This is a genomic window from Cycloclasticus sp., assembly GCA_040743155.1.
In the GTDB taxonomy this organism is placed as follows: domain Bacteria; phylum Pseudomonadota; class Gammaproteobacteria; order Methylococcales; family Cycloclasticaceae; genus Cycloclasticus.
Window position 1 is genome coordinate 925,032 of the sequence record JBFLJU010000001.1, and the last position, 24,408, is coordinate 949,439.

Genomic DNA, 24,408 nt, shown 5'->3' on the forward strand with positions numbered 1-24,408 from the left:
GAAATTTAGTGATAACGAGGCGGTTGGGTTTTGTGCCGGGTGCTGCGCGTGTCTTATTGCTGGTACTGGGCGTTGTTTTTAGCATAAACGCGTTTGCAGTTGATGTAGACGTGTCCGTCGATAGAAGTCAGCTGACGATTAATGAGTCATTTAAGCTCACTTTTAGTGCCTCGGAATCCCCCGATGATGACCCTGACTTTACTCCCCTCGAAGAAAATTTTCAGATATTAAATCAACGAAAAAGCAGTCAGTCATCTTGGGTAAATGGTCAATCGACTAAGCGTATTTCATGGGTGCTAGATATGATGGCTAAGCGAGCGGGTAGCTTACAAATCCCAGTTATTTCGTTTGGCGATGACAGTTCCAGAGCGTTACAAATTAACGTGATGGCAAGCGCCGTAAAGGACAATATATCCGTCGATGATGAGATATATTTACAGGTTAGTGCGGTACCGAGTGAAGTATATGTACAGGCGCAAATCTTGTACACAATACGCTTGTTTCAACGCGTTCAAATAAGTCAGGCGTCTTTATCTGAACCTGAACCAGACAATGCAATTATTGAAAAAATAGGTAAAGATAAGCAATACAACACAAAAATAGATGGCGTTAATTATTTAGTGTTTGAGCGTAAGTACGCGATCTTTCCACAGGAAAGTGGTCAGTTAGTCATCCCCGCTGTGGAGTTAACGGCACAGGTGGTGACAGCGGGGCAGTCCTCACGCTACGGGAGCATTTTTAATGCGCAGAGATCTCGAACCAAACGTGTTCGTTCTAAGGCGATAACAGTCGACGTGTTGCCTGCACTTGACAGGTTCAATGGTCAGCATTGGCTTGCTGCGGAGAATGTTCATTTACAACAAACTTGGTCTAATAGCGATTTAACGGTCATTGTTGGTGAGCCCTTAACAAGAACCTTATCCCTAGTGGCTAAAGGCGTGACTGCGAGTCAACTCCCTGATCTTGTGTCCGTTAGTGAGTCAACCAATGTCACTATGTATCCCGATCAGCCCGTATTGAAAAACCAGCCGGGAGCAGCGGGGGTGACCGCATTACGTGAACAAAAAGTGGCGATCATTCCTGCTACCGCTGGAGAATACCAATTGCCCGCGATTGAGATACCTTGGTTTAATACCTCAACGGGCTTAATGGAAATAGCGCTTATCCCTGAGGTAACGATTACAGCGATTGCAAAAGAGGGAGTTAAGCCAAACGCGCCTGTGGCGACAGAATCGCCTGAAAAATTAGCTGATCAAGTAGAATCGCAAGACAAGGCAGTACCACCGAATACTGAATATAATTATTGGAAGTGGTTGTCCATCATAGTGACAATCGGCTGGCTATTTACCTTGGTGTGGATGCTAAGGAAGCGCTGCATAAAGTCGCCCTCGGTACAAAGCGCTACGGATGAGCAGCTGCCTTTAAAAAAAGTGATTAAAAAGCTGCAAGCTGCCTGTAAAGCGAATAACCCAAAACAAGTAAAGCAGGCTTTGATGCAATGGGGTGAGCTTCAATACAACACACACGATTTGGAAGTGATTGCAACGTATTGCGGCGCTGCTTTACAGACAGAAATTAAAAAGCTGAATGAATGCCTATATGCAAGAATTGACGGTGACTGGAAGGGACATGCATTGGTTGAGTTGGTGGTAGAGCAAAGTCAGCTGTTGCAGAAAGAAACAACGCTGAGCGATGAGCTAGAGCCACTTCATAGATTGTAGTTAAACAACTTGAGCTGAATAAATTTTCACCTTGTTGATGGCTTGTGCAAGGGTAAAAGCCCGCGCTATCAATGTTATGATTCAGCAACACGGCGGCTTAACTTTTTTTCAAGAAAATACCCCGTTAAGCATTCGTTATGTGTATGTATCAATTCTCGGTGAGTTTTTTGCAACTTGAAGTTTTCTTAAAAAGCTTTCGGCTTCTTCGAGTAAATCTGTAGGGAGGTTGTGCTCTCTATTAAATTCCATCTGCCCCTTTAAGGAATCAAACATATTAAACTTTGTAGTCATTAGTGGATCATCATCTGTGGGGTTAGAGTAACTACCATCAGCGTTTACTTTCAATACCATAGATTGCGTCATAAATGCTGAACTAATGTCTCCTTCACCTGATTTCATGAGTGCATTAGCTATCATACGAGCCTCGTTACGACTCATATTGGTAGGATCAATCGACTTAGCTAGTTCATGTATTAAAGAACTTTCTTGAACTACCTCATTTTCACCGGTGGGCGGCAATGTATTGCCGCTGTATGGTGTCGTATTTACCGTTTGAGTATAACTGGCTTGTGTAACTTGCATATTTATTTCCCTATAAATAGAATGCAAAATTTAAAGCAGGTATTGTGCCAAGCACACATAATAAAATAATCAAAGGCGACGCGGAAAAAGACCTGCATGCTTTATTAAAGACGTTATTGTGAATTTACCGAACGATTTTGTTAGGCTTAGTGGATGATATTTTCTGACTTATTTAGCGCCCTTAAAAAGGGTACCGTTGTTATAACAGTTAACCAACGCCTAGCGCGGCACTTGTTAACTAAAATCGAACAAGCCTATATAAAAGATGCTGCGGTAACTTGGCCGTCACCGTCTATTATTTCGTTTGACTCGTGGTTATTGCAACTGTGGCAGCAACGTTTTGATCACCTCGATGAGGTGGATAATCAATCAATCATTAATAAAACACTGCTCAGCCCTGAGCAGGCGTTAGTGCTTTGGGAGCAGGTCATACGCGAGTCCCAAGATGCGGAATTATTAAACGTAGTCGCTACGGCAAAAGCTGCGAGTACGGCTCGACAACTGGCTATTCAGTGGCAAATTGATGAGCGGCCTTCTAGTCAGTTTAATAGCAGTATGGATTTGTCAGCGTTTGAGGCTTGGCATAAGGCTTATCAGGAGAAACTAATTCGTGGCAACTGGATTGATCGGGTGCAGTTAGTTGAAGCGGTGACGATTCTGATTGATCAATCTTGTTTACCGTATCCGCAACAAATGGTGCTGGCTGGCTTTGATGTGTTGACCCCAAGTCAACAGGCATTATTGAGCTTACTTAAAGCTAATGGTTGCGAGCTGTCTGAATACACGCCGTATGAAATAAGCAACAAGACACAGCTTGTGGCGGCGGTTGATACGAAAGAAGAAATGCTGATGATGGCGCAATGGGCTCGGGAGCGTTTGGACGAGTCGCCAGATTCGTCGATTGGTATTGTCGTGCCAGAACTTCAAGCAGTGCGACAGCAATTAGAAACCACCTTTAACACGGTGTTTTACCCGAGTGTCAGCTATGCGATTGATGTGCCGTTTAATAAGCCTTACAACGTCTCTTTAGGGCGGCCGTTATCGCATTACGCGCCTATTCAACAAATATCGCGCTGGCTACAGTTTTTCAATCGACCGTTACCGTTGAACGAATTGATTATATTGTTGCGTTCACCGTTTTTATCAGCCGGCGAAGCGGAGTGGGGTGAGCGCGCACAATTAGAGCTTAATCTGCGTAAAAACGGCTATTTAACTTGTTCAATACACCAGTTAAACAAAGTATTGCAAGCAACAGAAGCTGAAGAGTCACGATGTCGGCTGTTGCAACTATCGATACATGAAGTCATACAGTTGCTAGATAAGAAACCAAACCGTGTCCTACCGTCTGAGTGGGTTGAATTGATTAGGTTGTTATTAGCGGCGGCAGGTGTACAAGGCGATAAAGAGTTGAATTCAACTGAATATCAGGTGTTTCAAGCGTGGGATAATGTCTTACACACGTTCGCCAGCTTAGACGCCGTGTATAAGCTTATCGACTACGACACTGCCATTAACGCTATTCGCCGCTTAGTGGCTGAGCGCGTATTCCAGCCTGAAACGCCACCAGCACCGATTCAAATCATGGGCTTAATGGAAGCCTCTGGGCATACTTTCGATGCTTTATGGGTGTGTGGCTTGCACGATAAGTGTTGGCCAGCAGCGTCGCAACCGAGCCCATTTTTACCGTTAGCGGAACAGCGTAAGCAAGGCTTAGTGCAGTCTTCGGCCACACTGCAGCATGACTATGCGGCAAATATAACGCGTAACTGGGCTAAGTCAGCTAACAGCGTGATTTTTAGTTATTCAAGTTTTGATGCGGAAACGCCGCGTCAAATGAGCCCGTTACTTGAGCCCTATGATGTGGTTGATAAAAACAGTTTATTAAAGGAAATTCCGCTTGACCGATTGGGGCAACGAATTACGGGCGAGTCGATCAGTTTACTGGAAGATGGCAATGGACCGTTGTTAAACAACGAGGGCGTTACACACGGTGGTGTCGGTGTTTTAAAGGAGCAGTCGGCCTGTCCATTTAAAGCGTTTGCACACTATCGCTTATTGGCTAATTCAATGGAAGAACCCGAGCCAGGTATTGATGCGCGATTGCGCGGCACTCTTGTGCATCGCGCATTAGAAGTGCTTTGGGGAAAGCTTAAAACGCATCGAGCACTTTGTTTGTTGGCGGATGAAGAAAAACACAGTTTGCTAGAAACGGTAACCACTCAGATTATCGAACATGAAAGTCAATATACGCCTATTTTAAAAACAGCCTTTGGGCGATTAGAGGCGCGGCGAATCAGTGAGTTATTAGAAGATTGGCTGGCGATTGATATTGAACGTGAACCATTTGAGGTGATAGAAAAAGAATTCAGGAATGTGCTAACGGTTGGACCGCTGAAACTCAATACAATTATCGATAGGGTCGATATCTTAGACGATGGATCGACCGCCATTATTGATTATAAAACGGGTTCGACGACGATCACGAGTTGGTTTGGTGAACGGCCAGAAGAACCGCAATTACCTTTATACAGCGTATTCGGCAGCGGATCAGTGCATAGCATTAGTTTTGCTCAACTGAAAAAAGGAAACGCAAAGTACGTTGGTATCAGTGATGGCTCGGATCAATTTTCTTGTTTAAAAAGTATCGCCGAGGCGAAAGCAGACGAGCAAGATTGGGCTGCTCAAATGAGCCATTGGCGAGGTGTTATCAGCTCATTAGCGGATGAATTTGTAGCCGGTGACGCGCGCGTTAATCCAACTAAAAAAGCCTGTGACTATTGCGACTTAACTAGTCTATGCCGTATTAATGAAAAACAGCCGATAGCGGTAGATTCACATGAATAAGCCACAAGATCATACGAAACGAGAGCAGGTATTAGACGTCAGTCAATCCTTTATTGTGCAGGCACCCGCGGGTTCAGGTAAAACCACCTTACTGACACAGCGTTTTTTACGCTTATTAACCATTGTTAATAACCCAGAAGAAATTTTGGCGATTACCTTTACTAAAAAAGCCGCAGCGGAAATGCATCAGCGCATCATCGAGTCAGTCAAATTAGCGACCAAGCCCCGACCCGATAACGAATTTGATGGCAAAACGTGGGAACTAGCGGCACAGGTGCTTCAACACGATTCAGACCGTGGCTGGAAGTTGTTACAAAACCCAAACCGCTTGCGAGTACAAACCATTGATTCGCTTTGTGCCCACCTGACTAAGCAATTGCCGGTAACAGCGCGATTTGGCTCGCCACCGGCTGTACAGCTCGATCCTACGGCGTTGTACCTTGAGGCGGCGAGGTATTGCTTACAAGAGCTGGATGCTGATGACGAGGTAGGGCAAGCCATTCGAGTTTTATTAGCACACGTTGATAACCAATTATCACGCGCTGAAAACTTGCTATCGGCGATGCTTGCTTCTCGTGATCAGTGGCTACGTCATGTGATGGGCCAACAGTCTGACGGCTCGATGCGTTATGCATTGGAGGCGGTGTTACAACGCACGATTGAGGTAGTGTTAAACGACGTTTCGCAAAACATCAATGCTGGTCAACAACAGCAACTATATAGCCTGATACAGTTTGCTTCGGCAAATGTGACCGATAGTGGATCGACGACTCGTCATTTAGCTGAGCAACTAGACTTATCGAATACCAGCGTGGATTCATTGCCGATCTGGCTAATGCTTGGTGATTTCTTACTCACCAAATCCGGTGGTTGGCGAAAGCAGGCTGACGCCAAGTTGGGTTTCCCAGCACCGAGCAACTCGAAAAATAAAGAAGAAAAGGCGATCTATGCCGCTAAGAAAAAACAATTTAAAGAATTGCTGGCTGAACTACGGGATAACCAAGCTTTAACAGATGCAGTGAGTTGGCTGCGTAGCTTACCAACGGCAAGCTATAGTGAGCAGCAATGGGTCGTAATCCAAGCGCTATTGAAAGTCTTGCCAAGGGCGGTTGCTTATTTACGTTTAGTTTTCCAACAAGTTGGCCAAGTTGACTTTTGTGAGGTGTCTTTGTCGGCGAGTCAAGCCTTGCACGATAGTTCTGGCATGACCGACGTTGGCTTAATTTTAGATTATCAATTACAACACATGTTGGTTGATGAGTTTCAAGATACCTCTGAAACACAATTTATGTTGTTAAAAGACTTGGTGGCAGGTTGGCAGGCAGATGATGGTCGAACATTATTTTTAGTGGGCGACCCGATGCAATCTATTTATCGGTTTCGACAGGCAGAAGTTGGCTTGTTCTTGAAGACACAACAAGACGGTTTAGGTGAAGTAAGGGATATCAGTCCGGTTAATATTGAGGTTAACTTTCGTTCCCAACAATCGGTGGTTGATTGGGTAAACGAGGCGTTTAGTGAGGTAATGCCAGACAGCGATAATATTTTTAGTGGTGCCATTTCATATAAACCTTCCATCCCATTTAAATTAAATGAGCCTGAAGAGCAGGCGGTTCATTATTACCCGCATAGTGATAGACAAGCAGAAGGTGAGTCATTATTGAAGTTGATCCAGAAGATTCAACTCGATAAACCTGACGAGACCATTGCTGTATTGGTGCGCACTAGAAGCAGCCTTGCTGAGCTTGTTATCGCATTAAATGAAGCGGGCGTACTTTACCAAGCAACCGACATCGATCCGCTGCATAAACGACAAACGGTCATTGATTTAATGTCACTGACGCGCGCCTACCTGCAACCTGCCGATAGAGTCGCGTGGCTTTCTGTATTACGCGCCCCTTGGTGCGCCTTGAGCCTCGCTGATATGCACAGTTTGCTGGATGGCTGTCCAGATGCAAATATTTACTCGCTACTGCAAGATAAGGGTCGACTATCAGCGTTAAGTCAATCCGGTCAAAGCAGTATTGCACACGTATTGACCCAGTTCGCGGTGGCATTTAGTCATAGAGAAAGAATGCCTAGCGCAGAAATCATCAAGGGCCTATGGAGTGAATTGTTGGGCCCTGAATGTTTGTCTACAACGGCTGAACTGTCTGACAATGTACGCTTTTTTGAATGCCTTGCGGAGTTGGAATCAGCAGGAAATTCAATTGATATAAAGGCATTAGAAGAACGCGTTGAAAAACTTTATGCCGCGGCTGATGTGAATGCGCCTAAAACACTTCAGGTAATGACTATTCATAAAGCGAAAGGTTTGGAATTTGATCACGTTATATTGCCGGGTTTAGACAGGCGAGGGCGTCACGATGATAAACAGTTGCTGACATGGCTGGAACGCCCCTCTGAACTACCCGGCGAAAGCGAATTATTGATCGCGCCGATAAAGGAAACAGGGTCCGAAGCAGACGATGCGATAGGCAATTATTTAAATAAAATTGAACAACAAAAATCAGCCCATGAAAGTCAGCGTTTATTGTATGTGGCGGCAACACGCGCGAAAAAATGCTTACACTTAAGTTTCTGTTTAACGCTTGATGAAAAAACCGGTGAAGCCAAAAAGCCGCCGAGTAATACGCTGTTAGGTCTGTTGTGGTCGACGATTAAAAAGGCTGTAAAAACCGATTTGTTAGGTGATAAATTAGATAATAAAGAAGCTGTAACTAAATGTTATTTAAAAAAATTAAATACACAAGAAATAAAAAAAGAAGACCTGTCGTGTTTAGATTATCAACAAGAAACGTCAGTAATCATTGCACCACAAAGCAACGTAATTGAGTTTGATTGGGCGAGTGATTTAGCGGCATCCATAGGCAGTGTTTGCCACCAATGTATGCAGATAATGGGTGAGAGTGGCGAGAAAAATCCAGTTATCGATGATGAGTCGATACGCCATTTGCTGTTGGAAGCAGGTGTATTACCCCAGTATATTGAAGACGCCATTGCACGGAGCAAACAAATTTTAAAGTTATGCTTGCAAGATAATCGCGGGCAATGGGTTCTTAATAACCAGCATGAAGATAGCCAATTTGAGTTGGCTTTGTCAGGCGTTTTGGATGGAGCTGTTGTGCATTATCGACTAGATAGAACCTTTGTTGATGATGGCAAAAGATGGATCATTGATTATAAAACGAGCCGTCACGAAGACGAGAACAAAGAACAATTTCTGGATAATGAAGTGACACGTTATAAACCGCAATTAGAACAATATGCACACCTAATGAGTGCGATTGATTCACGTCCAATTATGCTTGGACTGTATTATCCAGCGTTTTCTGGCTGGCGCAGCTGGGAGTTTGAGCGTGCTGCGAAATAAAAGGTTTCTACTGCTGGCACTGTTCGTGGCGCTAGTCGTAGCTTTTTATGCATTGGGTTTTAATCAATACCTCAATTTAGATTATTTAAAAGAAAAAAGCGCAGGCTTTGCCGCTTATTACGATGATAACCCTTGGCAAACGTCATTGTGGTTTTTCCTTGTATATATGTTCTCTACTGCCCTATCAATACCAGGCGCAAGCACATTCACCCTAGTAGGAGGCGCAATTTTTGGCTTGTCTTGGGGTGTTGTTTTGGTATCTTTTGCATCGACTATTGGTGCCAGCCTTGCGTTCTTATTATCGCGCTACGTGTTTAAGGATGCTGTGCAAGCTAAATTTTCTAGCAAGCTCGCTGATATTAATACGGGCATTGAAAAAGAGGGTGCTTTTTATCTCTTTACGCTTAGATTGATCGTGGTTTTTCCGTTTTGGTTGATTAATTTATTGATGGGCTTAACAGCGATCAAATTACGTACTTATTTTTGGGTCAGTCAGCTTGGTATGTTGCCGGCGACCATCGTATTTGTTAATGCCGGTACGCAATTGGCGAAAGTGGATCAGCTAAGTGATATTTTATCGCCTACTATTGCGGTTTCTTTTGCACTCTTAGGCCTGTTTCCATTAATGGCTAAATCAATACCGGGTATTGTTCATCGCTATCAGGCTTTAAAAGCCCATAAAAAACCCGATTCGTTCGACTATAACCTGGTTGTTATCGGCGCAGGTTCTGCCGGTTTAGTCAGCTCTTTCATCGCTGCGGCGGTTAAAGCAAAGGTGTTGTTAATTGAAAAAGATAAAATGGGTGGCGACTGTTTAAACACAGGCTGCGTCCCGTCAAAATCATTGATTAAGTCATCACGATTTTTGGCCGATTTAAGCCGCAGTCAGCGCTATGGTATAAAAAGTGCGTCAGCAGAATTTGATTTCGCAGAGGTTATGGAGCGTGTGTCATCGGTAATTCAACAAATAGAACCGCACGACTCAATTGAGCGCTATACCGAATTAGGCGTTGAATGCCGTCAAGCTGAGGCGCGGATAGTATCACCTTGGGAAGTAGACATAGACGGCAAGAAAATTACCTCTCAACACATTATTATTGCAACAGGTGCGAAACCGCGCGTGCCGACTATCTCAGGTTTAGACAAGGTTCAATTTTATACATCAGAGACTATTTGGTCTTTACGTAAACGGCCAGAACGTCTACTGGTTGTGGGCGGTGGCCCGATTGGCTGCGAGTTGGGGCAAAGTTTTAGTCGATTAGGGAGCAAGGTAACAATACTGGATATCGCAGAGCGTATTATGTTGCCCGAGGATCGCGATGCTGGCGACTTATTGAAGGGAGAATTAGAATCGGAGGGTGTGGAGCTTAAGCTTAACGCTACTATTGAATCGGTTGATGTTGAAAATGGTCAACAATACTGCGTTATTAAAAACGCAGCGGCTGAGACTGAAAAGCTTGAGTTTGATGCGCTTTTGTTTGCGATTGGACGGCAAGCCAATACAACTGGGCTCGGTATAGAAACGCTAGGTATTCAATTGACCAAAACTGGCACGATCGAGGTCGATAAGTACATGCGAACCAGTGTACCTACCATTTATGCTTGCGGCGATGTCGCTGGGCCGTATCAATTTACCCATACCGCAGCACATTATGCATGGTACAGCACGGTTAATAGCTTATTCGGTGATATTTGGCGTTTTAAGGCAGACCACCGAGTGATTCCACGAGTGACCTTTACAGAACCCGAAATCGCCAGCGTTGGGTACAACGAGGAGTCAGCTAAAGCGGCGGGCATCATGGTAGAAAAAACATGCTTCAAATTAGATCAGTTAGATAGGGCTATTGTGGACGGAAAAACAGACGGTTTTATCAAGGTATTAACCGTAGTCGGCAAAGATAAAATTTTGGGTGTAACCATCGTTGGTGAACACGCGGGGGAACTATTAGCTGAATTTGTTTTAGCCATGAAACACGGTTTAGGGTTAAATAAGATTTTGGGCACGATTCACGCGTACCCGACTTGGGCTGAAGCGAATAAATATACTGCGGGGGTTTGGAAGAAAAACCATAAACCCGATAAGTTGTTAACGTTTCTTGAAAGATACCATCGCGCCAAACGGCAGTAATTACTGATATGCATCCAACCTTACCAAAACTAGCGGATACGGATTTTCCGTCAATAAGGCGAAATAAGCTTGAAACCTTACAGGTGAATTTGGGCTATTTATGTAATCAGTCCTGCTTGCACTGCCATGTTAATGCAGGGCCTACGCGTAAAGAATTAATGGATAAAGCCACTGTAGATCAAGTGTTTGAGTTTATTGATCGGCAAGGCATTACTACGCTTGATTTAACTGGTGGTGCGCCAGAAATGAACCCTCATTTTCAATACGTGGTGGAGCAGGCGAGTCAACGTGGTTTGAGTGTTATAGACCGTTGCAATTTAACGATTCTTGAGGAGCCAGGCTATGAGTATTTGTACGAATTTTTAGCCAGTAATAATGTGCAAATCGTTGCCTCCTTACCGTGTTACTCGAGTGAAAATGTGGATGCTCAACGAGGTAATGGGGTGTTTGATAAAAGCATAGCAGCACTGAAAAAGCTTAATGCACTGGGCTATGGTAAGGGATTGGATTTAAGCCTTGTGTACAACCCGCAGGGCACTCAGCTACCTCCGCAGCAAACAACCTTAGAGCTTGAGTACAAAGAGCATTTACTCGACCATTTCGGCATTGTTTTTAGCCGCTTACTGACGATCACTAATATGCCAATAAAACGCTTTGGTAGTACTCTGATTTCTAAAGGACAGTTTGATGATTATATGGACGTTCTTAAAGCTGCTTATCGGCCAGTAAACATCGATCAATTAATGTGCAAAGGCCTGTTGAGTGTCGATTGGCAAGGCTATGTATACGACTGTGATTTTAACCAAATGTTAGATTTGCCGGCTGGTATAAGCGACAAAAAGAAGCATATTTCAGATTGTTTGGAGATTGATTTCAAACAACAAGCAATAACCATTGCCGACCATTGCTATGGCTGTACCGCAGGTAGCGGTTCTAGTTGTGGCGGCGCACTAACCTAAGGAACTTACGATGGACATGAAAAATAGTGTGGTAGAACGATATACAAAGGGTGCAGAAGCTGTGCAGCCAGCATTGTGTTGTCCAGTTGACTACGACACAGCCCTGCTGGCGATGCTGCCACGAGAAGTGATTGAAAAAGACTACGGCTGTGGTGACCCCTCCCGTTATGTAGAAGAAGGGAATGTGGTGCTAGATTTAGGCTCGGGCTCGGGCAAAATTTGTTATATGGCGGCGCAGTTGGTTGGTGATTCAGGTCGTGTTATTGGTGTTGATATGAACGACGAAATGCTGGCCCTCGCTAGAAAATATCAAACCGATATGGCCGAAAAGTTAGGTGCTGAAAAGGTCAGTTTTGTTAGAGGGCAAATTCAAAACTTAGCGGTTGATTTGGATAACCCTGATGCAAAAGAGCCAATGATCGCCGATAACTCAGTCGATTTGGTTTTGTCTAACTGTGTGTTGAATTTGGTGAATGACAGCGATAAGAAACAACTTGTTGAAGAAATTTTCCGCGTGGTAAAACCAGGTGGGAGGATTGCGATTTCAGACATTGTTGCGGATGAGACGGTTCCTGAAAAGTTAAAATTAGACCCAGCATTGTGGTCGGGTTGTATTTCTGGTTCATTCCTTGAAGATGAATTCTTAGACAGCTTTAAACAAGCAGGTTTTTTGGCGGTTAAATGCGACAAGTGGGACGCTGAGCCTTGGCAGGTTGTAGAGGGTATTGAATTTCGTTCAGTAACGATTACTGCGGTTAAAGGCGCTGACGTTGCGTGTATAGATAAAGGCCACGCGGTGATCTACAAAGGCCCTTACGCTGAAACGACTGACGATGAAGGGCATGTGTTCTACCGTGGTAAACGCATGGCGGTTTGTGAGCGCACCTACAAATTTTTGACCGATGGGCCGTATGCAGATGACTTTATCGGCATTGCTCCAGCGCAACAAAGTGAAGGGCAACTTTGGTGCGCACCAGCCGGCACCTTAAGACCTGCAGCGGATAGTAAAGGTAGTTCGCACCGTAATGCTAAACAAGGGAGTTCTTGTTGCTGAGACATAATGGCTGTTTACGTTTGATATGACGACACTATCCATCATCATTCCTACCTTGAATGAAGCAAAGGTGCTTCCATTCACGCTGCAAAGTTTACAAGCACTTAGAAAGCACAATGTTGAGGTTATTATTGTTGACGGTGGCAGTGATGATGACACGCTCGCTATAGCAGAGCAGTTTGCTGATATCGTTATTAGCTCGAAAGTTGGCAGGGCGCGTCAATTGAATAAAGGTGCCAAGGCTGCGCGAAGTGATTTATTACTGTTTCTCCATGCGGATACGCAGTTGCCAATTAATGCGTTAGAACTATTAAATAATTCAGCCAGGGGATTCAGTAGATGGGGTCGATTTAACGTTAAATTGGATGATTCGCGGTTAGCGTTTCGGCTCATTGAAAAGATGATGAACTGGCGCTCTTGTTTGACGGGGATCGTGACGGGTGACCAAGCCATGTTTGTTTCTAACGCCTTGTTTGAAAAGGTGGGCGGCTACCCTGATATTGAATTGATGGAAGATATTGCCATCAGTAAGACATTAAAAAAATATGCTATGCCGATCTGCCTTAATCAACCCGTTCTAATCTCAGCTCGCCGTTGGCAAGAGCAGGGTGTGTTGAGAACGGTGTTATTAATGTGGCAATTAAGGTGGGCGTATTTTTTCAAAAAATCTCCGCTAATATTGGCGGAGAAATATCAGAAAACTAGGCTTAAGTAGCTTTATTTTCAGTAGAAGATAGCGCGTTTAGTAAGCTTTGTTCTAAATGTTCTAAGGCAGTTTGATCTTCTATCATTTTATTGTCCGTATCGGTAATGTAGAAAATGTCTTCGGCCGTTGTGCCCAATGTCGCAATTTTGGCATTTCGTACGTTAACTTTACAAGCACTAAAGCATTGGCCGATGAGTGATAAAACACCCGGCTGATCATGCGTATGAATTTCTAAGATGGTATATCTTTTTTGATGATCATCTTTAAAGGTAATGGTTGTTTTAGTTTCAAAATGTTGAGATAGGCGGGTTTTATGCCTGTTCACGGAGAGGACTGCCTGATCAGGGTTCATTAAGTTACGACGTAAAATATTAGCGATGGTTTGTTCGCGAGATAAATCAGGAATGGGGTTGCCGTTGTCTTCTAAAATGTGAAAACTAATGAGCGCGAGGCCTTCGCGGGTGGTGATGATTCGCGCGTCTAAGATATTTAGCCCCAGCTGGTCAAGCGTGGCGGTACAGACGGCGAACATGCCTGAGCGGTCACGGGTGTAAATCAATATTTCTGCGCCACCACGATGCGTTTGAGGACGTAGTAATACGAGTGGTAAGTCTTCTTCTTGGCAAAATGAAATGGCTAAGGTATGCCAGATGCTATCTTCAACAGAAAACCTAGAAAAGTAATCTTTGTTGATGTTCTTCCAAACATTGTCTATTTTATCATCACTTAAGCCGCGTGAGTTTAAGCCCTGCCTAGCTTGGTACTGCATTTGCTTGATGTCATCGCCGTCTTCCTGATTGACGGTTTGAAGGCCACGGCGTAGAAGTTTTTGAGTGTTATTGTAAAGCTCTCTTAATAAGGAACCTTTCCAGTCATTCCAAAGCGTTGGGTTTGTTGCTCTGATGTCGGCAATGGTCAGCAAGTACAAATAATCGAGATATTCGAGGCTACCAACCCTTGAGGCAAATTTATGCACAATAACGGGGTCGTTAATATCCTTACGCTGTGCGGTCATCGACATGATTAAGTGATTTTGAACCAGCCAGCCAACAAGGTTCTTATCGTAAGCGTTATAGCCATGCAGTTGACAAAATTCAGTGGCGTCGTGCATGCCTAATTCTGCGTGGTTGCCACCACGGCCTTTTGCAATATCATGAAATAAACCGGCTAAATAAAGCAGTTCTGGTTTCTGAATATTTTGAAAAACCTCGTAGCAATGGGGTAAGTCATCTTGGTGTTTTTCCAAGGCAAAACGGCGTAAATTCCTAACTATGTATAAGGTGTGTTGATCTACCGTATAGGCGTGAAACAAGTCGTATTGCATGCGCCCAATAATGTCGTTAAACGCTGGGATGTAAGCGGCTAATACACCATAGCGATTCATTCGCCGGAATTGGTGAGTGATGCCGTGAGGCTGACGAATAATATCTAGAAATAAGCGCTGAGCCTGTGGGCTTGCTCTAAATTCATCGGTAATTAAATGCAAAGATTCACGAATGAGACGAATAGTCGCCGACCTAACGCCTTTAATATAATTGTGTTTTTGCAGCTGAAGAAAAATGTCCAGAAGAGCAGTGGGCTGGTTTTTAAAGGTGTCTGGATGGGTGACTTCAATGTAACCATTAATCACCCTAAATGACTCATTAATAGGCGTTACATCCATGACATCCTTTTCTAATGCCTCATCGAATATTTGTAGCACTAGCTCATTGATACGCTCTAAATCCATGACAGTACGGTAGTACAACTGCATAAACCCTTCGATGGCGAGGTTGTTATCACCATCTTGAAAACCAAACGCTAAGGCTAAGCTTTTTTGGTAATCGAACAGTAGACGGTTTTCAGGTCGGTTAGCTAACAAGTGTAATTCAAAGCGAACTTTCCAAAGAAAACGCTGGCCTTTCATTAACGCACGGTATTCGTTTTTGGTTAGGAAGGCATGATTCACTAACTCACCCAGCGAGTTGGAACCAAAGTATCGTTTTGTAATCCATTGAATGGTTTGAATGTCTCGGAGTCCACCCGGACCTTCTTTAATATCTGGTTCTAAGTTGTAAGCGGTGTCGCCAAATTTCAAATGCCTTTTATGTTGTTCGGCCATTTTTTCATGACAAAACTCGACGGGTGACCAGATTTTGTCAGCGCTAATGTGCTCTTGCATATCACTGAAGAGCCCATCGGAACCGGTTATCAGCCGCGCTTCAATTAAATTGGTAATGACGGTTATATCTTGTTTAGACTGCTCAATACAATCTGCGATGCTCCTGACACTTAGGCCAGGTTTTAGGCCGATATCCCAAAGAAAAGTAGCGAATGATTCAAGCTCTGACTTATAGTCTTCAAGCTGCGCTTCATCAAAAATAATTAGCAGGTCAATATCAGAAAAGGGGTGTAATTCTGCTCGCCCATAACCGCCGGTGGCGATGAGAGAGGGTTTTTCGCTGTGCGAGCCTAAAATATCACACCAGCAGTTTGTTAATAAATGATCAATAAAGTCACTGCGTTCTTCGAGTAACGCTTCAATCGTTACGTCAGATTTTGCGCGTTCTAGGATGCTCTCATTAAACGTTCTGATGAGAGCCTTAATGTCGGCGATACTCTGGGATGTCGTCATAGTTACTGTGTCAGTCTTGTTCAAGCCGTGAACAGGTCTGGCGATATAAAGGTCGGTTCGATATCTTCGTCAGCCCGCACAGTAAAGATCTCAAACCCCGTATCTGTGACGGTTAAAGTATGTTCAAATTGTGCCGAAAGGCTGCGATCTTTAGTTACTACCGTCCAGTCATCGGGTAGAACTTTTACATTTCTTTTTCCAGCATTAATCATGGGCTCTATGGTAAAGGTCATGCCTTGCTCAAGTACGGTGCCTGTGTCGGGCTTGCCATAATGTAACACTTGAGGTTCTTCATGGAATACACGGCCAATGCCATGGCCGCAATACTCACGAACAATTGAATACCGTCTGCTTTCGGTAAATGTCTGTATGGCATGCCCGATATCGCCCAATTTCGCACCTGGCTTTACCATGCTGATGCCAAGGTATAAGGCTTTTTGGGTGGTTTCTATCAAGCGTTTAGCAAGGATGCTGGCCTCACCAACGATAAACATTTGACTGGTATCACCATGAAATTCATCTTTAATTACGGTAATATCAATATTAATAATATCGCCCTTTTTTAATTTCTTATGGTTGGGTATTCCATGGCAAACTTGATGATTAACAGAAGTGCAAATAGATTTTGGGAAACCATGGTAATCAAGAGGGGCGGGGATTGTTTTTTGAGTGTTGACCATAAAGTCATGACAGCGTTGATCAAGTTCCTCGGTGGTGACGCCAGGAACAACGTATTCAGCAATCATCTCGAGCACCTCGGCAGCCAATCGGCCAGCAACGCGCATTTTTTCAATATCAGAGGGTGTTTTTAAAGTAATGCTCATAACTAAAAAGGTCGCTTATTATGTGGAATATAAGCAATGAATTATAACGGGTTAATGCCAAGTAAAGCGGTTTTTTAACCGCAATACAATTCAGGTTTTACGCGTATAAATTGTCCTAGGAGCGTAAATATGGTATAAAGCGTCGCCACTTTTGGCAACAACGATCACATGCATCAACACATCCGGTAGGGTGCTTGAGTTTAATCAGGTTACCGTTTGGGATGCGTGGTAGTTATCAACCCGAGTCAAGCCAGCATGGAGCTGGATGGCTATAACAATAGAAGGAAGCAAAAAAATGTCTAATATCACAATGCGTGAAATGCTCGAAGCAGGTGTTCATTTTGGTCACCAAACGAGATACTGGAATCCTAAAATGGCCCCTTACATCTTTGGTGAGCGCGGCAAGATTCATATCATTAACTTAGAAAAAACATTACCACTGTTTAATGATGCATTAAATTTCATTAACAAATTAGCGGCAAAAAAAGGCACTATTATGTTTGTTGGCACAAAGAAAGCAGCGCGCAAAACCGTATCTGCGGAAGCTAAACGTTGCGGCATGCCTTATGTCGATCACCGTTGGTTAGGTGGCATGTTGACAAACTTTGGAACCATCAAAAAGTCTATCAACCGTTTAAAAGAACTTGAAGCGATGCGTGAAGACGGAAGTTTGAACCGTTTTAGCAAAAAAGAAGGCTTGAAGTTTATGCGTCAACTTGAAAAGTTAGAACGCAGTGTTGGCGGTATCAAAGACCTTAAAGGCCCACCAGACGCGATCATCGTTATGGATGTAGGCTATGAAAAAATTGCAATTAAAGAAGCAGCTAAACTAGGTATTCCCGTCATTGGTGTTGTCGACACTAACAACAAGCCAGTAGATGTTGACTATGTTATTCCTGGCAATGACGATTCTATTAGAGCATTAACATTATATTGCCAAAGTTTTGCAGCTGCGATTCTTGAAGGCAAAGCAAGTGTTATTAAAGAATTAGTTGAAAATAAAGAAGTGGCCAAAGCCATTTCTAAAAAGCCGGTTGCTAAAAAAGCAGCGACTAAAGAAGCAAGCAAAGAAGGTTAACTGCTGCTTTTAAGAAGGCAATGAGCGCCTCCGATTGGGGGCGTTTTTATAAATTAATGAATATATAGAGGTCATAGAAAATGAGTGTAACAGCTGCAATGGTGAAAGAATTACGTGAGAGAACGGGTTCTGGCATGATGGAGTGCAAAAAAGCATTGGTAGAAACAGGTGGTGATTTAGAAGTTGCGATCGAAAACATGCGTAAATCTGGCATGGCTAAAGCAGACAAGAAAGCAGGCCGTATTGCTGCGGAAGGCATTTTAAAAGTAGCAACATCAGGCGATGGTTCAACAACGTCTATTGTTGAAATTAACAGTGAAACAGATTTTGTTTCAAAAGGTGATGACTTCATCGAGTTCGCAAAAGCAGTTGCTAATACCGCGGTTAATAACGATGTAACGGATGTTGATGCATTGAATAGCACAACAGTTGACGGTGAGTCGGTGACGGTTGATGAAAAGAGACGCGCGTTAATTGCTAAAGTTGGTGAAAACATCAATGTAAGACGTTTCAAAACAATTAAAACTGAAGGTGGTGTTGTTGGTTCGTACCTACACGGTATCCGTATTGGCGTACTCGTTGAACTTGAAGGTGGTTCAGTTGAGCTGGCTAAAGATATTGCCATGCATGTAGCTGCAACTAACCCATTATGTCTTTCTGAGGCAGAAGTGCCTGCTGAAAAAATTGAAAAAGAAAAAGAGATTTTTAAAGGTCAGGCTGCTGAAAGCGGTAAGCCACCAGAAATCGTTGAAAAAATGATTGTTGGTAAAATCAAAAAATTCTTAAAAGAAGTAACGTTATTAGGCCAACCCTTCGTTAAAGATGGTGATGTAACAATTGAGCAATTGTTGAAATCTAACAATGCTAAAGTACGTTCATTTGTACGTTTTGAAGTAGGTGAGGGTATTGAGAAGAAAGAAGAGGACTTCGCATCTGAAGTGATGGCTCAAGTACGAGGCGATTAGTTGATGGGTGAGTTGGCATATACGCGGATATTGTTAAAGCTTAGCGGGGAAGCCTTAATGGGTGACTCCGCTGGCGGTATCGATGGTGCTACGGTTTTAAGACTGGCAGAAGAAGTTAAAGAACTGTGCGATATCGGTGTCCAAGTAGGATTGGTTATTGGCGGCGGTAATATCTTACGTGGGTCTGAGGCGGCGTCGGATGTTTTAAACCGCGTAACAAGTGATCATATGGGTATGTTAGCGACGGTGATTAATGCATTAGCTATGCAGGACTCACTTGAATCACTCGGGCAGCCCGTTCGCGTTATGTCAGCGCTTCAAATCAACCAAGTATGCGAAAGCTTTAAACGCCGTAGAGCTATTAGGCATTTTGAAAAAGGCCGTGTGGTCATTTTTGCTGCTGGCACGGGTAACCCGTTCTTTACAACGGATTCTGCTGCTAGTTTAAGGGGTGTTGAAGTAGACGCTCAGGTCTTAATAAAAGCAACAAAGGTAGATGGCATTTACTCTGATGACCCTCTTAAGAACCCTGACGCAGAATTTTATTCGCGAATTAGTTTTGACGAAGCCATCGATAAGCGTTTGAATGTAATGGATGCAACGGCATTGGTTCTTTGCCGAGATCATAAACTGCCCTTAAGGGTAGTCAATATTTTTGATAAAGGTGCTGTTAAGCGACTTGTCATGGGTGAAGATGTCGGCACGTTAGTGCAATAACAGTAGAGGTAATTATGATTGAAGATATTGTTAAAGATGGGAATCTGAGAATGGGGAAGTCTGTTGAGTCTTTCCAAAAAGCGTTAACTAAAATTCGTACAGGGCGCGCGCACCCGAGTTTACTAGAGGATATTGTGGTTTCTTACTACGATGTAGATACACCGTTGAACCAGGTGGCAACGGTTAATATTGAAGATGCTAGAACGTTATCGATTATGCCCTGGGAAGCGACAATGATCGGTCCCGTTGAAAAAGCCATAATGAAAGCTGACTTAGGTCTTAATCCTGTAACAGCCGGTAATGTTATTCGAGTTCCTATGCCTCCGTTGACTGAAGAAAGACGCCGTGACCTTGTTAAAGTGGTTCGTAACGAAGCAGAAGGCGCAAAGATTGCCATTAGAAACATTCGTCGTGATGCTAACTCTGAATTTAAAGAAGCATTAAAAGAAAAAATGATCACCGAAGACGAGCTACGCTCAGGTGAAGAAAAAATCCAAAAAATAACTGATCAACACGTTAAAGGTGTTGATAAACATCTTGAGGTTAAAGAAACTGATTTAATGTCAATGTAATGTTTTACATGACAAGTTGGTTTTTAATGACCGACCTAATCTCTCAATATTTAAGTTTGCACACTGTTGCCGAAAGGAATAAATGGAATTCTTGTGTACGATAACTTAAACGCGCAACATCAACACTCTCTACCTAAGCACATTGCCATCATTATGGATGGCAATGGCCGCTGGGCTACACAGCAAAACAAACCCCGCACATTCGGCCATAAAGCGGGTGTAGATGCCTTAAAAGCGACTATTGAAGCCTGCGCATCGTACGGCATCGAAGTCTTAACCGTTTTTGCCTTCAGCAGTGAAAATTGGCAACGACCCGCTAAAGAAGTAAGTGTGTTGATGGACTTGTTTATGTTGACACTTAAAAGCCAAGCGAAACGTCTACACAAGAACAATATACGGTTGAAAATCATTGGTGATAAGACAAGATTCTCAGCTTCATTGCAGAGTAAGATAAATGACGTAGAGTCGTTAACAAGAGATAACACCGGTTTAACACTTGTTATTGCTGCAAATTACGGTGGTCAGTGGGATATTCAGCAGGCTACACTTCGAATGCTGGAACATGCGCTAAATGAAGATCTTTTAGTGTCTGATTTAGAATTAGAGGATTACCTCTCGACATCGGGTATTCCTGACCCTGACTTATTTATACGAACCGGTGGTGAGAAGAGAATTAGTAATTTTCTACTGTGGCAAATAGCTTATAGTGAGCTTTACTTTACCGATACCCTTTGGCCTGATTTTGGCAAGGATGCGCTTGATTTGGCCATCAAGTATTTTTCTTCTCGTCAGCGTAGATTTGGTCAAACAGGCGAACAAATTAATGAAGGTGGTTAATCTATGAGCAGCCTTGTACAACGGTTATTAACTGCTGCGGTACTTATTCCTGTGGTCGTTTGGTTAGTTATGTTTTCGCCCGATATGGCCTTTATCTCCATCCTAAGCATTATCATTATTATTGCTGCTTATGAATGGGGGGCTTTAAGTGGCTTAAAGAGCAATTTTAAAAAATACGTTTTAGCTGGTGTTGTTGTATTGTTATCACATGGCCTGACTGTATTAAGTGTAGATGTGACCCATTACCTTATGTATACGAGTCTGTTTTTCTGGTCACTCGTTATTGTGCTTATCATCGTAAAACCGCAGTTCTTATTAGACGTTAAGATTAACCAGCCGTTGATGCTTTTATTGGGCATTATAGTGGTCAGTTTAACGTTTATTTCCTTGTGCCAAATTAGATTTGGTTTTGTGTATGGCCCCGACCTATTAATGTATTTGTTATTACTAATTTGGATAGCTGACAGCGGCGCTTTTTTTGCGGGCCGGGCGTTTGGAAAACACAAGTTATCCCCGATTATAAGTCCTGGGAAATCTATAGAAGGTGTCGTAGGCGGTCTATTAGCTTGTCTGCTGTTTGCCTTTTTAGGTGCGAATCATTTCGCCGTTGAAAGCGCTGCTAGCTTTATTCTGATATCCGTCTATATTGCATTTGTATCCGTGTTCGGTGACTTGTTTGAAAGCTTAATGAAACGACGCGCTAATGTTAAAGATAGCGGGGCGATTTTACCCGGTCATGGTGGCATTTTAGACCGTATTGATAGCCTTATCGCTGCGGCCCCTGTTTTTGTTGCCTGTGTTTTATTAACAAAAATGTTTTCATGAAAAGTATTTGCTTACTAGGCTCCACAGGATCAATTGGTTTGAGCACACTGGATGTTCTGAGGCTTAATCAGGATAGGTATTCAGTTGTTGCGCTGACTGCAAATAAAAATATAGAGCGTTTATTAGAGCAATGCATAGAGTTTAAACCGGCCTATGCGGTCGTGGTTGATCAGGACCTTGCGGAAGTTTTTAATAAAAAAATTGAGCAATCTGAAGCCGCTGACACAACAGTTTTATCGGGTATCGAGGCATTAGAATTTGTCGCTCAATTACCTGAGGTAGATATCGTTGTGGCCGCTATTGTTGGTGCGGCTGGGTTATTATCAACACTAACGGCGGCTAAAGCCGGTAAAAGACTGTTGCTAGCAAATAAAGAGTCGTTAGTGGTTTCGGGTGATTTACTGATGTCTGCTGTCAAAGAGGGCGGGGGCACATTATTGCCGTTGGATAGTGAGCATAATGCATTGTTTCAATGTATGCCGGATGGGTATCAAACAGGGCGGCGTGCTAAGGGAGTTAGAAAACTGATCTTAACGGCTTCAGGTGGTCCTTTTTTGGACTTGGGACTGGCTGAGCTTGAGAGTGTCACGGTTGAACAGGCTTGCGCCCACCCAAATTGGTCGATGGGTCGAAAAATATCGGTTGATTCAGCAACAATGATGAATAAGGGGCTAGAGGTTATTGAAGCAAGTTATTTGTTCGATATGCCGGCAGATTTAATTGATGTGCTAGTGCACCCTCAAAGCATCATTCATTCAATGATTGATTATGTTGATGGCTCAGTATTAGCGCAATTAGGAAACCCAGATATGAGAACACCTATTGCACATGCGTTAGCGTGGCCGCAAAGACATGAGAGTGGCGTGTCTCCCTTAGACTTTATGCTTAACAAGCAATTGTCGTTTGAACAGCCATCGTTTGATAAATTCCCTTGTTTAAGGCTGGCATTTGAAGCGCTTAATATGAAGGGGACGGCACCAGCCGTACTAAATGCCGCTAACGAAGTAGCGGTAGAGGCATTTTTGAACAAAAAAATACGCTTTATCGATATTTCAAAATTGATCGAAAAGGTAATTAATAACTCGACCATAAAGTCTGCTGATTCAATAGATAGCGTACTACAGGCCGATAAAGAAACAAGAATGCTTAGCAATCAATATTTGGAGTCTTTTTAGTGACGCTCGTTATTTCAATAGTTTCTTTTCTCTTAGTGCTCGGTATTCTTGTCACCGTGCATGAATTTGGCCATTTTTGGGTAGCTAGAAAGTGTGGTGTCAAAGTTCTACGCTTTTCAATTGGCTTTGGTAAACCGTTATTCAGCTTTCGAAGAAAAGATGACCCAACAGAATATGTCATTGCTGGTATTCCGCTAGGTGGTTACGTAAAAATGCTAGATGAAAGCGAGGGGACCGTTGAGGAAAACGAGAAGGGTCTGGCGTTTAATAATAAGCCTCTTTTTAGTAAATTTCTCATCGTTCTAGCAGGCCCAGTTTTTAACCTTGTTTTTGCCTTCTTGATATTTTGGGTCATTCTTACAGTCGGCGAAGAAGGCTTAAAACCTGTTGTCGGAAAACTCGATACCACTGGGGTTGCAATCCATTCGGGCTTAGAAGTTGGTGATGAAATTGTAGCTGTTAATGACCGCCCAGTAGCCATTTGGAGAGTAGCTGTTGGCTTGATGGCCAGTGAAATGTTAGACAGTGGGTCTGTCGATCTCACCGTTGCTAGAGCGGGAGGGCAGCGCAAAAATGTACAACTCAGCTTTGATCAAGAAGATCTGCCTGAACCCAGTGATGTGGTTACACGAATTGGCATTGCACCGCTCCTGCCTACCTTAAAACCCATCGTAGGCGAGGTGATTCGTGGTGAACGCGGCGACATAGCAGGCTTGCAGCGAGGGGATTTGATTCTATCGGCTAATAACCAAGTTATTGAGGATTGGCGTGCTTGGGTTGAGTTAACACGTTCAAGCGCAAACGTTAGCATGTTCATTGTCGTGTTAAGAAATAATCAAAAAATTGAGTTAACGGTAACCCCCAAAGAAATAATAGAAAATGATGTTTCTATTGGCAGAATTGGCATATCACCGTTAATAGACAAGGACCTATCGAAAAACTTTTATGCAGTATATTCCTTAAGTGGTTTTGCCGCGGTGACAGAGGCGGCAACTCAAACGGTGAGCTATTCATTGTTGACAGTTAAATTAATTGGAAGAATGCTGATAGGTGAAGCATCTGTTCAAAACTTAAGTGGCCCCATTAGTTTGGCTCAATATGCGGGCAAAACAGCAAGCATTGGTTTAATACCCTTTTTAAAATTTTTGGCTTTTGTCAGTGTGAGTTTAGGTGTAATGAATCTACTTCCCATTCCTATGCTTGATGGCGGACATTTATTTTTCTATTTAATCGAAGCGGTCAAAGGCAAACCAGTTTCAGAGAGGGCTCAAGGGCTATTTATGCGGGTTGGAATGTTTATCCTGTTATGCGTGATGGTGCTAGCTGTTTTTATTGATATCGACCGGATAATTGGCTAATTAAAAATACGTATTGAGTCGGTTGGCTGTTTTATCTATACTTGCTCGAATTATAAAAAATGAACAAATAAAAAAC

18 protein-coding genes are annotated in these 24,408 nt (G+C 43.2%); 15 read left to right on the top strand and 3 right to left on the bottom strand.

Annotation, left to right across the window (positions count from 1 at the left end; translation table 11 throughout):
* Window positions 1-8: 8 nt before the first annotated feature.
* The gene (locus AB1Y31_04505) at window positions 9-1,721 is read left to right on the top strand and encodes a BatD family protein (GenBank protein ID MEW4982426.1); all 1,713 of its coding nucleotides are present in this window, start codon (window positions 9-11) and stop codon (window positions 1,719-1,721) included.
* A gap of 135 nt (window positions 1,722-1,856) precedes the next feature.
* On the opposite strand, the gene AB1Y31_04510 is transcribed toward AB1Y31_04505, so the two are convergent.
* On the bottom strand, window positions 1,857-2,303 hold the full coding sequence (locus tag AB1Y31_04510; protein ID MEW4982427.1) for a hypothetical protein: 447 nt from the start codon (window positions 2,301-2,303) through the stop codon (window positions 1,857-1,859).
* A gap of 153 nt (window positions 2,304-2,456) precedes the next feature.
* On the opposite strand from AB1Y31_04510, the gene AB1Y31_04515 reads away from it, so the two are divergent.
* From AB1Y31_04515 to AB1Y31_04540, 6 genes are read left to right on the top strand one after another with little or no spacing between them, the layout of a single operon-like run.
* On the top strand, window positions 2,457-5,147 hold the full coding sequence (locus AB1Y31_04515) for a PD-(D/E)XK nuclease family protein (protein MEW4982428.1): 2,691 nt from the start codon (window positions 2,457-2,459) through the stop codon (window positions 5,145-5,147).
* Window positions 5,140-8,520: a UvrD-helicase domain-containing protein gene (locus tag AB1Y31_04520; GenBank protein MEW4982429.1), complete on the top strand. Its 3,381-nt coding sequence runs from the start codon at window positions 5,140-5,142 to the stop codon at window positions 8,518-8,520. The genes AB1Y31_04515 and AB1Y31_04520 overlap by 8 nt, the downstream gene beginning before the upstream one ends.
* 25 nt (window positions 8,521-8,545) lie before the next feature.
* Window positions 8,546-10,648: an FAD-dependent oxidoreductase gene (locus AB1Y31_04525; protein ID MEW4982430.1), complete on the top strand. Its 2,103-nt coding sequence runs from the start codon at window positions 8,546-8,548 to the stop codon at window positions 10,646-10,648.
* 8 nt (window positions 10,649-10,656) lie between these two features.
* Window positions 10,657-11,607, top strand: coding sequence for an arsenosugar biosynthesis radical SAM (seleno)protein ArsS (arsS, locus tag AB1Y31_04530; protein ID MEW4982431.1), 951 nt, complete (start codon window positions 10,657-10,659; stop codon window positions 11,605-11,607).
* A gap of 10 nt (window positions 11,608-11,617) precedes the next feature.
* Window positions 11,618-12,661 (top strand): methyltransferase domain-containing protein, encoded by a 1,044-nt coding sequence (locus AB1Y31_04535; protein MEW4982432.1) that lies wholly within the window; start codon window positions 11,618-11,620, stop codon window positions 12,659-12,661.
* Between the two features lie 25 nt (window positions 12,662-12,686).
* Complete coding sequence (locus AB1Y31_04540) at window positions 12,687-13,376, top strand: TIGR04283 family arsenosugar biosynthesis glycosyltransferase (protein ID MEW4982433.1); 690 nt, start codon at window positions 12,687-12,689, stop codon at window positions 13,374-13,376.
* Here the strand turns inward: AB1Y31_04540 and glnD are convergent.
* Window positions 13,369-15,981 (bottom strand): [protein-PII] uridylyltransferase, encoded by a 2,613-nt coding sequence (gene glnD / locus AB1Y31_04545; protein ID MEW4982434.1) that lies wholly within the window; start codon window positions 15,979-15,981, stop codon window positions 13,369-13,371. The two genes, AB1Y31_04540 and glnD, sit on opposite strands and share 8 nt — an antisense overlap.
* 20 nt (window positions 15,982-16,001) lie before the next feature.
* Entirely contained in the window at window positions 16,002-16,805 is an 804-nt protein-coding gene (map, locus tag AB1Y31_04550; GenBank protein ID MEW4982435.1) for a type I methionyl aminopeptidase, read from the bottom strand.
* 295 nt (window positions 16,806-17,100) lie between these two features.
* Here map and rpsB point away from each other — a divergent pair, with 295 nt between their 5' ends.
* From rpsB to rseP, 8 genes are all read left to right on the top strand, one after another.
* Window positions 17,101-17,883 (top strand): 30S ribosomal protein S2, encoded by a 783-nt coding sequence (rpsB, locus tag AB1Y31_04555; protein ID MEW4982436.1) that lies wholly within the window; start codon window positions 17,101-17,103, stop codon window positions 17,881-17,883.
* Between the two features lie 80 nt (window positions 17,884-17,963).
* A complete protein-coding gene (tsf, locus tag AB1Y31_04560) occupies window positions 17,964-18,848 on the top strand; it encodes a translation elongation factor Ts (protein MEW4982437.1) in 885 nt (294 codons plus the stop codon).
* Window positions 18,849-18,851: 3 nt separating this feature from the next.
* Window positions 18,852-19,565, top strand: a complete 714-nt coding sequence (gene pyrH / locus AB1Y31_04565; GenBank protein ID MEW4982438.1) for a UMP kinase — start codon at window positions 18,852-18,854, stop codon at window positions 19,563-19,565.
* Window positions 19,566-19,579: 14 nt separating this feature from the next.
* Window positions 19,580-20,137, top strand: coding sequence for a ribosome recycling factor (gene frr, locus AB1Y31_04570; GenBank protein ID MEW4982439.1), 558 nt, complete (start codon window positions 19,580-19,582; stop codon window positions 20,135-20,137).
* Between the two features lie 93 nt (window positions 20,138-20,230).
* On the top strand, window positions 20,231-20,974 hold the full coding sequence (gene uppS / locus AB1Y31_04575; GenBank protein ID MEW4982440.1) for a polyprenyl diphosphate synthase: 744 nt from the start codon (window positions 20,231-20,233) through the stop codon (window positions 20,972-20,974).
* A gap of 3 nt (window positions 20,975-20,977) precedes the next feature.
* Entirely contained in the window at window positions 20,978-21,799 is an 822-nt protein-coding gene (locus tag AB1Y31_04580; GenBank protein ID MEW4982441.1) for a phosphatidate cytidylyltransferase, read from the top strand.
* Window positions 21,796-22,974, top strand: a complete 1,179-nt coding sequence (ispC, locus tag AB1Y31_04585) for a 1-deoxy-D-xylulose-5-phosphate reductoisomerase (protein ID MEW4982442.1) — start codon at window positions 21,796-21,798, stop codon at window positions 22,972-22,974. The genes AB1Y31_04580 and ispC overlap by 4 nt, the downstream gene beginning before the upstream one ends.
* On the top strand, window positions 22,974-24,332 hold the full coding sequence (gene rseP, locus AB1Y31_04590) for an RIP metalloprotease RseP (protein ID MEW4982443.1): 1,359 nt from the start codon (window positions 22,974-22,976) through the stop codon (window positions 24,330-24,332). Before ispC ends, rseP begins: the two co-directional genes overlap by 1 nt.
* The last annotated feature ends 76 nt before the right edge of the window (window positions 24,333-24,408 follow it).

Coding starts and splice junctions, on each gene's coding strand:
- AB1Y31_04510 (MEW4982427.1), bottom strand. CDS start 2,303: ATGCAAGTTACACAAGCCAGTTATACTCAAACGGTAAATACGACACCA.
- ispC (MEW4982442.1), top strand. CDS start 21,796: ATGAAAAGTATTTGCTTACTAGGCTCCACAGGATCAATTGGTTTGAGC.
- frr (MEW4982439.1), top strand. CDS start 19,580: ATGATTGAAGATATTGTTAAAGATGGGAATCTGAGAATGGGGAAGTCT.
- AB1Y31_04535 (MEW4982432.1), top strand. CDS start 11,618: ATGGACATGAAAAATAGTGTGGTAGAACGATATACAAAGGGTGCAGAA.
- glnD (MEW4982434.1), bottom strand. CDS start 15,981: ATGACGACATCCCAGAGTATCGCCGACATTAAGGCTCTCATCAGAACG.
- arsS (MEW4982431.1), top strand. CDS start 10,657: ATGCATCCAACCTTACCAAAACTAGCGGATACGGATTTTCCGTCAATA.
- AB1Y31_04520 (MEW4982429.1), top strand. CDS start 5,140: ATGAATAAGCCACAAGATCATACGAAACGAGAGCAGGTATTAGACGTC.
- AB1Y31_04580 (MEW4982441.1), top strand. CDS start 20,978: ATGAGCAGCCTTGTACAACGGTTATTAACTGCTGCGGTACTTATTCCT.
- AB1Y31_04540 (MEW4982433.1), top strand. CDS start 12,687: ATGACGACACTATCCATCATCATTCCTACCTTGAATGAAGCAAAGGTG.
- map (MEW4982435.1), bottom strand. CDS start 16,805: ATGAGCATTACTTTAAAAACACCCTCTGATATTGAAAAAATGCGCGTT.
- rpsB (MEW4982436.1), top strand. CDS start 17,101: ATGTCTAATATCACAATGCGTGAAATGCTCGAAGCAGGTGTTCATTTT.
- pyrH (MEW4982438.1), top strand. CDS start 18,852: ATGGGTGAGTTGGCATATACGCGGATATTGTTAAAGCTTAGCGGGGAA.
- tsf (MEW4982437.1), top strand. CDS start 17,964: ATGAGTGTAACAGCTGCAATGGTGAAAGAATTACGTGAGAGAACGGGT.
- AB1Y31_04515 (MEW4982428.1), top strand. CDS start 2,457: ATGATATTTTCTGACTTATTTAGCGCCCTTAAAAAGGGTACCGTTGTT.